The following is a 12,368-nucleotide window of genomic DNA, read 5'->3' as shown; positions in this document are numbered from 1 at the left end:
TCAGCACGTGCTGACCCGGGTATCGTGCGGCGGCACGCAATCAATCGAACAATTCTTCGAAGAATGATTTCTTCCGCTTCGGATAGCGGTGTCCGTGCGAGCGGGAATAATCGTCGTCGAGGGATTGGCCGTGCGGCGGCTGTGAGAACACTGCTTGCTGCGGCTGCAGCGCGGGTGATGCCTCCCTGCCGGAACGTTCGATGATCTTGTCGAGTTCGCCTCGATCAAGCCAGACGCCGCGGCACTGCGGGCAGTAGTCGATCTCGATACCCTGGCGTTCGCTCATTGTGAGCGCGACGCGGCAGGAGGGGCAAACCAGGCCAAGGAGGGAAGTTGTCATACGCGGCTCCAAACCGAAAAGATTAAGCCCGCTTGACCGAAAAGGATGGAAACGGGCCCGTTAAAGCGGTCCGACATCACAACCACAGAAGCGATCGTCAGAGGGGCCCGGCCCGCACCAAACAATTAGGGATGCGGAGCCGTGCCTTCAAGGGCGGTATTGCCGCGAAAAATGATTTGTTCGCCGTTGCGGTTTTTCAGCCAGTTATCTGGCGCGTGGTCTTCGCCGAGCCCGAACCCAGCGATGCACTGTCCGCCGACCAGGTCTCCGAACCGCAACACGCGCCTTTGACCTGCGCTTGAAGACTGGCCCTTTGAGCTGTGGTGTTCCGGTGCCATATGAAGGTGCTGACGGAATGTGCGCATTGCAGGAGAGACGGTTGATGACCAAAGGTTCGGATCTGTTCGTCGCGGCCCTCGAGAATGAAGGGGTTGAGCGGATTTTCGGCATTCCGGGCGAGGAAAACCTCGACATCGTCGAATCCATCCGTCGCTCGTCGATCCAGCTGATCCTGACCCGCCACGAGCAGGCGGCGGCCTTCATGGCCGCCACCTATGGCAGGCTCACCGGCAAGGCAGGCGTTTGCATCACCACGCTTGGCCCCGGCGCGCTTAATCTGACGACCGGCTCGGCCTATGCGCTGCTCGGCGCGATGCCGATGATCATGATCACCGGTCAGAAAGGCATCCTGTCATCGCGACAGGCGCGCTTCCAGATCGTCGACATCGTCGCGGCGATGAAACCGCTGACCAAGCTCTCGCGCCAGATCGTCTCGCCCAAGATGATCCCGTCGCTGGTGCGCGAAGCTTTTCGCGTTGCCCAGGAAGAACGTCCCGGCCCCGTGCATCTGGAACTGCCGGAAGATATCGCGGCGGCGGAGTGCGAGCCGATCGCATTGGTGCCGACGCACCCGGTCGAACTGCCGCTGGCAAGCCCGGGCGCGCTCGATCGCGCCGCCCGCATGATCATGGAAGCCAGGCGCCCGCTGCTGATGTTCGGCGCGGCGGCGTCGCGGCCGCGTGTGACGCCCGATGTCGCCCAGTTCGTGCTGCGCACGCAAATTCCCTATTTCACCACGCAGATGGGCAAGGGCACCGTGCCCGGCGGCACCGAACTCTACATGGGAACGGCTGCACTCTCGGAGCGCGACTATGTGCACGAGGCCATCGAACAGGCCGACCTGATCATCACCATCGGCCACGACACGGTCGAGAAACCGCCCTTCATCATGGGGGCGAAGGGGCCGAAGGTGATTCACGTCGGCTATCAAACGGCCGATGTCGAGCAGGTCTATTTCCCGCAGGCCGAGATCGTCGGTGACCTCGGCCCCTCGCTGGCGCTGCTGGTGGATCGCATCGAAGGCAAGATCCCCAATGCGCAGGCCCTGCTCCCGCTCAGGGAAGGCATTTTGAGCCGGATCGCCGCGCGCGCCACCGAAGACCGTTTCACGCCGCAGCGCATCGTGTATGACGTGCGCACCGTGATGCCGGCCGACGGGATCCTGGCTCTCGACAATGGCATGTACAAAATCTGGTTCGCGCGCAATTACCGCACGCGCATGGCAAACACGCTGCTGCTCGACAATGCGCTGGCCACCATGGGTGCCGGCCTGCCGTCGGCGATGATGGCGGCACTGCTATATCCCCAGCGCCGCGTCATGGCGATCTGCGGCGATGGCGGCTTCATGATGAACAGCCAGGAACTGGAAACCGCCGTCAGGCTCAAGCTCAACCTCGTCGTGCTGCTGCTGGAGGACCATGCCTACGGCATGATCCGCTGGAAGCAGGCGGTCGACGAATTCCCGGATTTCGGCATGACCTTCGGCAATCCCGATTTCGTCAAATACGCCGAGGCCTACGGTGCCAAAGGGACCAGGGTTGATACGATCGCCGACTTGCGGCCGGCGCTGGAACAGGCCTTTGCCGGCGGCGGCGTGCATCTCGTCGTCGTGCCCATCGACTACTCCGAGAACACCAGGGTTCTTGTCGACGAATTGCGCGAGCGGCTGCCGGCACCGCAAACGCCCTGACGGCAGCGACAAAGCCGCCGTCAGGGCGTCTGGTCTCATTTGACCCCACTCCCCCATTCCGTTTCGATCAACGGGATCTGCGGGGCCGCATCGCGCGGCAGGGTTCCGTTGAGTCGGGGATCGTCGGTGATTTCGAAACCGGCCGCAAAGGGCTCAAACCCGCAAGCCCTGTAGAAACCGATGACGCTGTGATGATCGATACTGCTCGTGTGCAGCCAGATGCGGCCGGGGCCGAGGCGCCATGCCTGATCGAGCGCGCCGGCCATCAGCCGCTTGCCAAGGCCCCGGCCGGTCAGCAAGGGGAACAGGCCGAAATAGGTGATCTCGATCTCATCGTCGTCGGTCACGCAGAATTCGACCATGCCGACATGGTCGCCGCTATCATCATGGCCGTAATAGACATGCTGGCGAGGGTCGGAAAAATGCGCTGATATGTCGGCATCCGACATTTCGGCGGCGCGGTCCCACAGCCAGGGAGCGCCGATCTCGAGGAAGATCGCGCGGTAGCAGCCACTGTCGGGCTTGGTGATCCGTGTCATTGCCAAGGGTTGGGCGAGGCCCGACACCGGGGCACGCGCTTCCATCCATGTCACCGCATTGACGATCTTGCCGGCCGGCACGCGCCGGTAGCCGGACGACAGATCGGTGATTTCATCCGGCAATGCGCCTTGGGTGACCAGCATCTGTCCTCGATCTCTGCCACGCAACTTCGCTGGCATGCGTTAAGCTGATGCCAACTCTGCGCCCGCCTGCCAAGAGGTTCCCGGGTTGGGCCATCGTTTTGGCCTGACCTGTCTCTTTGGTTTTTCTTAGAATGGCATATGAGATATGATACATCATTCCCTAGGAAACCGGAATATCATGCCTGAGCGAATTGCCGACGAAGCCATTTTGGGCGCGGTCGATGACGGCTTCGCGCGGCAAGTCGCATTCCTGGCGGATCTCGTACGCTTTCCCTCCCAGCGTGGCGAGGAACACGCCGCGCAATCCTTCATGGCGGCTGCCTATCAGGCCGATGGCTATGCGGTTGACATGTGGCGCGTCGATGTCGACGCGATCCGCGACCTTCCGGGCTTTTCACCTGTTGCGGTTTCCTATGACGATGCCTTCAACGTCGTTGCCGCTCACACGCCGCGAAACGCCACCGGCCGCTCGCTGATCCTCAATGGCCATATCGACGTGGTGCCGACGGGACCGCTCGACCGCTGGGTGCGCTACCCCTACGACCCGGCCATCGAGGATGGCTGGATGCATGGTCGCGGCGCCGGCGACATGAAGGCCGGGCTGTCGGCCTGTCTCTACGCGCTGACCGCCTTGCGCAGCCTCGGCTATCAGCCGGCAGCGAACGTCTACCTCCAGTCGGTGGTCGAGGAGGAATGCACCGGCAATGGCGCGCTCGCTTGCCTGCAGCGCGGCTACCGCGCCGACGCCGCCTTCATTCCCGAACCGCTGGAACCAAGGCTGATGCGGGCGCAGGTCGGGCCGATCTGGTTCAGGGTCGAGGTCGACGGCGATCCGCAGCACGCCTCCGGCGCCTTCTCGGCCGGCGCTAATGCCATCGAAAAAGCATTTCTCATCATCCAGGCGCTGAAGCAGCTCGAAATCGCCTGGAATGCGCGCAAGGTCGATGACAAGCATTTCTGCGATCATCCGCATCCGATCCGCTTCAACCTCGGCAAGATCGAGGGCGGTGAGTGGACATCGAGCGTTCCGGCGCGCTGTGTCTTCGAAATGCGGGTCGCGACCTATCCCGGCCAGAAGCTGGAGGATGCGAGAGCCGAACTCGAAGCCTGCATCGCCGATGCAGCGCGCGCCGATCCGTTCCTGGCCAATCGCCCACCTACAATGACCTATAATGGCTTCATGGCCGAGGGCTATGTGCTGGAGGATGCCGACGAGATGGAAGCCGCGCTGCGCCGCAGCCATACCGCCGTCTGGGGCGAGCCGCTGACGGAGCACGTCACCTCGGCGACGACGGATGCGCGCTTCTTCGGCCTCTATGCCGACACGCCGGCGATCGTCTACGGCCCGATCTGCCGCATGCCGCATGGCTATGACGAGGCCGTCGATCTCGATTCTGTGCGCAAGGTCACCCAGACCATTGCGCTGTTCATCGCCGACTGGTGCGGCCTCGAGCCGATCGATCCGGAGGCGAGCTCATGAACGCGGCCGTGCCTGACGGTTTCGGCGAAACGCTCGCCGAGGATGCGCCTGACGTTTCGATCGCCGACGCGTTGGCCATCTTGCGCCGGCACTACGGCCTCACCGGCAGCGCGCGTCCGTTGCCCGGCGAACGCGACCACAATTTCCATATCCAGACCGAAGGCGAGGGCGAGTTCGTCCTCAAGTTCTCCCACCCGGCGGAAGAAGCTGGCTTCACCGATTTCCAGAACAAGGCGCTCGACCATATCCTTGCGGTTGATCCGACCTTGCCGGTCCCCTCGGTGCGCAAAAGCCTCGAGGGCGAAGCGCAATTCACGGTCAGTGTCGGTGGATCGGCGCCGCGCATCATCCGGCTGGTTACCTATCTGCCCGGCCAGTTGCTGTCGCGCTCGCCAACGTCGGCTGCACAGGATCGCAATCTCGGCATCTTCCTCGCCCGGCTTGGCCGGGCGCTGCGCGGCTTCTTCCATTCGGCCGCCGGCAGCGACCTTCTCTGGGATATCCGCAAGGTCGCCAAGACACGGCCGATGATGGCGCATATCGCTGATGGCGGCCACCGGGCCATGGTCGAACGTGTGATGGACGCCTTCGAGGAGCATGCTGCGCCGGTCATCCCTGGGCTACGCGCGCAGATCGTCCACAATGACATGAATTCCTACAATGTGGTGATGGATGCGTCGCGGCCGGAGGTCGTGACCGGCATCCTCGATTTCGGCGACATGATCCATTCGCCGCTGATCTGCGACATCGCCATCGGCGCCGTCTACCGTTGGCCGGCGCAAGGTCATCCGCTGGCACCGGCCGCGCGCTTTGTCGCCGGCTATCAATCCGTGCAACCGCTGGAGACCGAGGAGATCGGCATCCTCTTCGATCTGATCCGTGCCCGCCTTGCGCTCATCGCCAACATCGCCAGCTGGCAGGCGGAACGCTTCCCGGCCAAGCGCGACTATGTGCTGCGCCTCATCACCGAGGTCTGGGCCTCGCTCGAACGGCTGGATGGACTGTCGTCCGCGGATGCCCGCCGCTATTTTCTCGATCATTCCAATCCGGAGTAGATGCCCGTGTCCCAGTCCTCGCCATATCCTGCAAATGCCGACCCGACGCCATCCGAGCAAGCCCTGCTTGAGCGCCGCGCCAGGCTGCTCGGGCCGACCTATCGCGCCTTCTACCGCAACCCGATCCATCTGGTGCGCGGCAGCGGCGTCTGGCTCTACGATGCGCAGGGCCGCAAATTCCTCGATGCCTACAACAATGTCGCCTCGGTCGGGCACTGCCATCCGCGTGTCGTCGAGGCGCTGTCGGGGCAGGCCGCCACGCTCAACACGCACACGCGCTATCTCAGCGAGATCATCCTCGACTACGCGGAAAAACTGCTCGGCACCGTTCCGGCCCATCTCGGCCATGCCATGTTCACCTGCACCGGCAGCGAGGCCAACGACCTTGCCATCCGCATCGCCCAGCATTCCACCGGCAACATCGGCGTGATCATCACCGACTTCGCCTATCACGGCGCCACGATCGCCACCGCACAGCTGTCTCCGGCCGCGGTCGGGGCAAAGGGCGTGCCCGCGCATCATCGGACCGCGGCAGCGCCGGACACGTTCCGCGACCATGGCCGCGCCGCGCATGATTTCGCCAAAAATGTCGCGGCGGCAATCGAGGATATGCTCGCGCAGAATATCCGTCCGGCGGCGCTGCTGCTCGACTCGGCCTTTTCCAGTGACGGCATTTTCTTCCCCGACGCGGCGGTGATGCGCGAAGCGGCGGATCACGTCAGGAAGGCCGGCGGCATCGTCATTGCCGATGAAGTCCAGTCCGGCTTCGGCCGGCTTGGTCAGGGCATGTGGGGTTTTGCCAATTACGGCATCGAGCCTGACATCGTCACCATGGGCAAGCCGATCGGTGATGGACATCCGATGGGCGCGGTGCTGGTGCGGCCGCGGCTTGTTTCATCCTTCGGCTCCAACACCGGCTACTTCAACACATTCGGCGGCAATCCGGTCGCGGCCGCCGTCGGCATCGCCGTTCTGAACGTGATCGAAGGCGAGGGGCTGATCGAGAACGCGCGCAATGTCGGTGCCTATACGGCTGAGCTGTTGCGCGCGCTGCAGGGCCGGCATGGCATGGTCGGTGACGTCAGGCATAACGGCCTCTATTTCGGCGTCGAGTTGACGGCCGATGGCGACGAGGCCTTGGCCGCAAGCAAGACATCGGCGGTTGTCGAAGCCATGCGCCAGGATGGCGTGCTGATCTCGTCCTGCGGTCCGCGCGGCAATGTCCTGAAGATCAGGCCGCCTCTGCCCTTCGCCAGGGATAATGCCGAGCAACTGGCCGAGACGCTCGATCGCGCTTTATCGAACTGGTGATCGGGACCGCGCATGCTGAAGCTCGAACATCAAACCCTCAACGATCGCGCCTATGGCGCGCTCAAGCAGGAATTGATTTCAGGCGGCTTCAGCCCGGGCCAGACGCTGGTCATTCGCAAGCTCGCCGAGACGTTCGGCATCTCGACGACGCCGATCCGCGAGGCGCTGCAAAGGCTGGTCGCCGAGCGGCTGCTCGAAATGCAGAACAACCGCTCGATCATTGTGCCGCTGCTGTCGGCCCCTGCCTTTGAGGAACTGACCCACATCCGCATCGCCGTCGAAGGGCTGGCGGGTGAGATGGCCGCCACGCGGATGAACGAGAGTGGGCTGGTCGATATCCAGGCGACGCTGGCCGGCATGCAGAGCGCTATCGAGGCCGACGACGCCAGGGCCTATCTCTCGCTGAACGAGGCGTTTCACTTCGCCATCTACCAGCATGCCGGCGCGCCGATCCTGTTGAACATGATCCGCGATCTCTGGGGCCGCGTCGGACCCTACCTGAAACTGCTGATGCAGGCCGATCGCTACATTCCGCAATCGAACGACGCGCATCGCAGGATTGTTGCTGCGCTGGAGCAGCGCAATGGTCCCGCCGTCCGGGTCTCCCTCGAACAGGACATCGCCGTGGCAGCCGCGGTTCTCTCCGAAAATCTGCGCACGACGGCCTGATCCGCGCGGCAGGCTGGGTCGGCCTATCTCGCCTCGTCCAGCCGGTCGCGCAGCATGCTCCAGCCGAGCAGCATGTTGGGCGCGTGCCGCAGCAGCGCGTGGAAGGGAATTGGTGCCGGCGGTGCGAATGGCAGCGGCAAGTCACGCGCCTCGGTTCCCGCAGCCCAGTCGGCCAGCACCTTGCCCATCGCCGTCGTCATGGCGATGCCGCGCCCGTTGCAGGCGCGACCGGCGATCAGGCCCGGTCCGAGGTCCAGGAGGTGCGGCAGGAAATCCGGTTCGACCGCGGCCATTCCCGACCAGCCATAGGCAAGCGACGGCAGGTCAGGCAAATCGAGATGCCCGGCGAGGCGCCGCCAGATCGTCTGTGGCACGCGCGTGTCGGCGCCGGCGCCCAGAATATGCATGCCGCCGCTGATCAGCCGGTTGTCGGCATCGAAGCGAAAGGTGAAGAGATTGCGCCTGGTGTCACCGGCGCCTTGGCCGCCGGGAAGCAAACGCGTGCGGATTTCGCGCGGCAGCGGCTCGGTCGCAATCTGAAAAACCTTTAGCGGAATATAGGTTCGCTGCAGCAGCGGATTGAGCGACCCGCCATAGGCGTTGGTTGCGATTAGCACCTTGCCGGCACGCACCGAGCCCGACGGCGTTTTCAGTGTCCAGCCATCGGCCGCGCGATCGATCGAGGTGACCGGCGTGCGCTCGAAAATCTTGGCGCCAGCCGTCTCCGCTGCATCGGCCAGCCCGTGCGCGTAGCCGACCGGATTGAGCACCCCGCCCGAACGATCCATCCAGCCGCCGGCATAGCCGCGCACGCCCGTCAGCGCCTCGACGTCCTGCCAATCCAGGCTAACAGCCGGCCGGCCTCGCCGTGCCCATTGCCTGGCACGCAATTTGACCTTCTCGAAGGCGGCGGGCGAATGCGCCGGCTGGATCCATCCGTTCTGCACGGCGTCGCAGTCGATGCCGTGCCGCCGGATCAGGCCGAAGACCAGCTCGGCGCTGCCGGCGGCGAAATCGATCAGCCTCTCGCCGCGCTCGGGGCCGAGATGCGCAAGGATGCTGTCCGGGTCCATCTTGGCAAAGTTGGGCACGACGAAACCGGCATTCCTGCCGGTCGCGCCCCAGGCGACGATTTCGGCTTCGAGAACGGCAACGGAAAGTCCTTTCCCGGCGGCGTGCAGCGCGGTCGACAGGCCGGAAAAACCGCCGCCGACAATGGCGAGGTCGACATTGATCCCGTCGTGCAGCGCCGGCCGGTCGCGGCGGTTGCGGCTGACGGCATGCCAGAGTGAAGCGCCATGCGCTTCCTGCCGGATCGCATCGGTCATGAGCCGGAACTGCTCTTGGCCGTAGTCACCTTCGCTCGCTTGCCCGGACGTGGCCGCCGCAGTCTGTCGCCGAACAATCCGTTCGGCCGGATCAGCAGGATGACGCAGAGCATGACGCCGATGGCGACGATCTGCAGCGAGGCGGCGCGGGCCTGCTGCTCCGGCGCAAACAGCACGCTGGTCAGCGTGCCCGATCCAGCCCATATCCCCCACACCAGGATGCTGCCGATGACGGCGCCGAGATTGCTGCCCGAGCCGCCGACGATCAGCATCACCCAGACCTGAAAGGTCAGGATCGGCAGATAATTGTCCGGTGCGATGAAGCCGGTGAAATGCGCCTGCAACGCACCGGCCAGCGCCATGATGGCGCCGCCGACGGCAAAGGCCTGGACGCGGTAGAAGCGCGCGCTTTTGCCGAGCGAAATCGCCGCCCGCTCATCCTCGCGCAATGCCTTCAGCACGCGCCCCCACGGGCTGCGCGACAGATGCTCCAAGGCGAGATAGGCGATCAGCGTCACCGCCGCGACCACTGCAAGGTTCGACAGGTTGAACAGCAGCGGCGTCTCGGCAAGGCTGCCGAAGGGGCGCGGGATGAAGCCGATGCCGAACGGGCCGCCGGTCAGCTTCTGCGCGTTGAGCGCGACGAGTTGCACGACCACGGCGACGCCGAAGGTGGTGATCGCCAGATAGTCGGATCTGAGCCGCAGCGTCGCCATGCCGGTCAGCGCTGCGGCAATGCCGCCGACGACCATGGCACCGAGCCAGCCGACAAGGATCGGCAGGCCGAAGCCACCGAGCCGAGCGGCATCGTCAGGCGTGGTCAGCAGCGCGGATGTATAGGCGCCGATGGCGACGAAGCCGGCGAGGCCGACATTGAACAGGCCGGTCAGTCCCCACTGCAGATTGAGCCCCAGCGTGACCAGCGAAAAGATAAGCGCGGTGGTCAGGAAGAAGGCGCCGTAGCCGAGCAGGTCCATCAGCGTTCCCTCACACCAAACAGGCCGATAGGCCGCACGAACAGCACCGCCATCAGGATGATGAAGGAGACGGCGGCGCGCCATTCGGCACCAATCAGCTGCACTGCGCCGGCTTCGGCCAGCCCGATGATCAGGCCGCCGAGCACCGCGCCCGGAATGCTGCCGATGCCGCCGAGAATGGCGGCGGCAAACATCGGCAGCAGCATGTCGAAGCCCATGAACGGGCGGATCTGCACCAGAATGCCGATCATCACGCCGGCGACGCAGGCCAGCGCCCCGCCGATGATCCAGGTGACGCGCACCACGCTGGCGACATCGATGCCGACGATGCGGGCCAGCGCCGCATTTTGGCTGAGCGCCTGCATCGAGCGGCCGGTCTGCGTGCGTGTCATCAACAGGTGCACGCCGAGCACCAGCACTGCGGTCAGCAGCAGCAGCGCGATCTGGTCCGGCGTGATGCGGATGCCGAAGCCGACCGGCATGGCGATCTGGATCGCCCGGCTGAAATAGGTTGGGCGTGAGGTGAAGGTGAATTCGAGCAGGCTTCTAAGCGCCATCGAGGCACCGAAGCTTGCCATCACCACGATGATCGCTTGCCCCTGCGAGCGCAGCCGCGAAAACAGAACTCTGTCGAGCAGCAGTGCCAGCAAGGCGGTGAACGCCATGCCGGCGACCAGCGCAACCAGCAGCGGCCAGCCGAAAGACAGCGGGCCAATAGGCGCCACCTTGCCGAATATCGCGCCGATGGCGCTGACGGCGGTGAGCGTCGCATAGGTGCCCCAAGCCATGAAGTCGCCATGGGCGAAGTTGGAAAAGCGCAGGATCGAATAGGTGAGCGTAACGCCGATGGCGCCAAGCCCGATCATGGAGCCGGTCAGCAATCCGTCGACGACAAATTGCAGGCTCATACCGCGCCTCCCTTGCCGGCGTGAGAAGGGCGTTGGCCCAGGTAGAGCTCAGCGACGACCGGATCGTTCCAGAGCTCCGAGGCAATGCCTTCGTGCCGGTCCTTGCCCTCGACAAGCACATAGGCACGGTCGCCGATGGCCAGTGCCGCCTTGGCGTTCTGTTCGACCAGGAGGATGGTGACGCCGGATTTGCGGATGCCGGCCAGCATCTCGAACACCATCGAGACGAATTTCGGCGACAGGCCGGCCGACGGCTCGTCCAGCACCAGCACCTTGGGATGGACGATCAGCGCCCGTGCAACAGCGAGCATCTGGCGTTGCCCGCCCGACAGGTTACCGGCGGCAGTGCGGCGCGGGCGGACGAGGTCGGGGAAGGCGGCATACATTTCCTCGATGCGGCCAGGGATGTCGCGCCGTTCGAGGATACCGCAGGCGACCTTGAGATTGTCCTCGACCGACATCAACGGGAAGATGTTTTCGGTCTGCGGCACGAAGGCAAGGCCAAGCCGCACCATGGTGTGGGCCGGCGCGGCGGTGATGTCCTTGCCGTCCAGGAACACCGCGCCGCCGGTGATCGGGACAAGGCCGGCGATCGCCTTGATGAAGCTCGACTTGCCGGCGCCGTTGGGGCCGAGGACGACGACGATTTCGCCCTTGCTGACGGTGATCGAGGCGCCGCGCACGATAGGCACGCCAGGTTCATAGCCGGCTTCGAGGTCGCGCACATCGAGGACGATTTCGCTCATGCGACACCCCCGAGATAGGCCTCGATGACGCGCGGGTCGCGGGCGACCTCTTCCGCCGTGCCTTCGCTGAGCAACTGGCCGCTCGCCATGACCAGCACGCGATGGCAGAGCCGCGTCACCATGTCGATATTGTGCTCGATCAAAAGGAAGGTGATGCCGCGCGCATTGATGTCGCGGATGCGGTCGATGATGACTTCGAGCAGCGTTGCGTTGACGCCGGCCGCGGGTTCGTCGAGCAAGATGATCGCCGGGTCGGCCATCATGACGCGGGCAAGCTCAAGCAATTTGCGTTGGCCGCCGGAAAGTACGCGCGCCGGCTCATGCGCGAGATGGGTCAGGGTGACGAGTTCCAAAAGGTCGAGCGCCTTTGCCCTGGCCGCTTTTTCCTGCGCCGCCACCCGCCACGGCGTGACGAAATTGGCGAGAAGCTTTTCTCCGGCCTGGCCCTGTGCCGCCAGCAGGATGTTTTCGATCAGCGTCAGATTGGGCAGCGGGCGCGGGATCTGAAAGGTGCGGCCGAGCCCTCGGCCGATGCGCAGGTGCGCGGCTTCGCCCGAGACGCGCGTGCCGTTGAGGAGGATATCGCCGCTTGTCGGCAATATGCTGCCGGCAAGCAGGTCGAACATGGTCGTCTTGCCGGCGCCATTCGGTCCGATCAGGCCGAGGATCTCTCCTGGTTTGACATAAAACGAGACATCATTGACGGCGACAAGGCCGCCGAACCGCCTGACGACATGGCTTGCCGTCAGAACCGGTGCCCGGGTCTCCTGCCCTTGGCGCTCCGCTGCCTCGCTCATCAAACCCTCTGGCCGAAGACGATCGTCGCCGCCTCCTGATTTTTG

The 12,368-nt window shown here is 64.4% G+C and carries 13 protein-coding genes; 6 read left to right on the top strand and 7 right to left on the bottom strand.

Annotated features, from left to right (window positions below; translation table 11 throughout):
* Positions 1 to 40 precede the first annotated feature (40 nt).
* Positions 41 to 340: a zf-TFIIB domain-containing protein gene (locus HGP13_RS28850; protein ID WP_172232061.1), complete on the bottom strand. Its 300-nt coding sequence runs from the start codon at positions 338 to 340 to the stop codon at positions 41 to 43.
* Positions 341 to 372: 32 nt separating this feature from the next.
* On the opposite strand from HGP13_RS28850, the gene HGP13_RS28845 reads away from it, so the two are divergent.
* A complete protein-coding gene (locus tag HGP13_RS28845; RefSeq protein ID WP_172232058.1) occupies positions 373 to 642 on the top strand; it encodes a hypothetical protein in 270 nt (89 codons plus the stop codon).
* Positions 643 to 722: 80 nt separating this feature from the next.
* On the top strand, positions 723 to 2,369 hold the full coding sequence (locus HGP13_RS28840; RefSeq protein ID WP_172232055.1) for an acetolactate synthase large subunit: 1,647 nt from the start codon (positions 723 to 725) through the stop codon (positions 2,367 to 2,369).
* A gap of 35 nt (positions 2,370 to 2,404) precedes the next feature.
* Here the strand turns inward: HGP13_RS28840 and HGP13_RS28835 are convergent, their stop codons facing one another.
* Complete coding sequence (locus HGP13_RS28835) at positions 2,405 to 3,052, bottom strand: GNAT family N-acetyltransferase (protein WP_172232052.1); 648 nt, start codon at positions 3,050 to 3,052, stop codon at positions 2,405 to 2,407.
* Positions 3,053 to 3,230: 178 nt separating this feature from the next.
* Here HGP13_RS28835 and HGP13_RS28830 point away from each other — a divergent pair, with 178 nt between their 5' ends.
* From HGP13_RS28830 to HGP13_RS28815, 4 genes are read left to right on the top strand one after another with little or no spacing between them, the layout of a single operon-like run.
* A complete protein-coding gene (locus tag HGP13_RS28830; protein WP_172232049.1) occupies positions 3,231 to 4,532 on the top strand; it encodes an ArgE/DapE family deacylase in 1,302 nt (433 codons plus the stop codon).
* Positions 4,529 to 5,587 (top strand): phosphotransferase, encoded by a 1,059-nt coding sequence (locus HGP13_RS28825; protein ID WP_172232046.1) that lies wholly within the window; start codon positions 4,529 to 4,531, stop codon positions 5,585 to 5,587. Before HGP13_RS28830 ends, HGP13_RS28825 begins: the two co-directional genes overlap by 4 nt.
* Positions 5,588 to 6,898 (top strand): aspartate aminotransferase family protein, encoded by a 1,311-nt coding sequence (locus HGP13_RS28820; protein ID WP_172232043.1) that lies wholly within the window; start codon positions 5,588 to 5,590, stop codon positions 6,896 to 6,898.
* Between the two features lie 12 nt (positions 6,899 to 6,910).
* The gene (locus HGP13_RS28815; protein ID WP_172232040.1) at positions 6,911 to 7,567 is read left to right on the top strand and encodes a GntR family transcriptional regulator; all 657 of its coding nucleotides are present in this window, start codon (positions 6,911 to 6,913) and stop codon (positions 7,565 to 7,567) included.
* Between the two features lie 23 nt (positions 7,568 to 7,590).
* Here the strand turns inward: HGP13_RS28815 and HGP13_RS28810 are convergent, their stop codons facing one another.
* From HGP13_RS28810 to HGP13_RS28790, 5 genes are read right to left on the bottom strand one after another with little or no spacing between them, the layout of a single operon-like run.
* Positions 7,591 to 8,895: an FAD-dependent oxidoreductase gene (locus HGP13_RS28810; RefSeq protein ID WP_172232037.1), complete on the bottom strand. Its 1,305-nt coding sequence runs from the start codon at positions 8,893 to 8,895 to the stop codon at positions 7,591 to 7,593.
* Positions 8,892 to 9,875, bottom strand: a complete 984-nt coding sequence (locus HGP13_RS28805; RefSeq protein WP_172234881.1) for a branched-chain amino acid ABC transporter permease — start codon at positions 9,873 to 9,875, stop codon at positions 8,892 to 8,894. Before HGP13_RS28805 ends, HGP13_RS28810 begins: the two co-directional genes overlap by 4 nt.
* Positions 9,872 to 10,780 carry a branched-chain amino acid ABC transporter permease gene (locus HGP13_RS28800; RefSeq protein ID WP_172232034.1) on the bottom strand — a complete coding sequence of 303 codons (909 nt, stop codon included), beginning with the start codon at positions 10,778 to 10,780 and terminating at the stop codon, positions 9,872 to 9,874. The genes HGP13_RS28805 and HGP13_RS28800 overlap by 4 nt, the downstream gene beginning before the upstream one ends.
* The gene (locus HGP13_RS28795) at positions 10,777 to 11,526 is read right to left on the bottom strand and encodes an ABC transporter ATP-binding protein (RefSeq protein WP_172232031.1); all 750 of its coding nucleotides are present in this window, start codon (positions 11,524 to 11,526) and stop codon (positions 10,777 to 10,779) included. Before HGP13_RS28795 ends, HGP13_RS28800 begins: the two co-directional genes overlap by 4 nt.
* Positions 11,523 to 12,323 carry an ABC transporter ATP-binding protein gene (locus HGP13_RS28790; RefSeq protein ID WP_172232028.1) on the bottom strand — a complete coding sequence of 267 codons (801 nt, stop codon included), beginning with the start codon at positions 12,321 to 12,323 and terminating at the stop codon, positions 11,523 to 11,525. The genes HGP13_RS28795 and HGP13_RS28790 overlap by 4 nt, the downstream gene beginning before the upstream one ends.
* Positions 12,324 to 12,368 lie beyond the last annotated feature (45 nt).

This window comes from Mesorhizobium sp. NZP2077 (assembly GCF_013170805.1).
In the GTDB taxonomy this organism is placed as follows: Bacteria; Pseudomonadota; Alphaproteobacteria; order Rhizobiales; family Rhizobiaceae; genus Mesorhizobium.
Note: the sequence above shows the minus strand (reverse complement) of the source record. Positions and strands in the feature narration are given on the sequence as shown.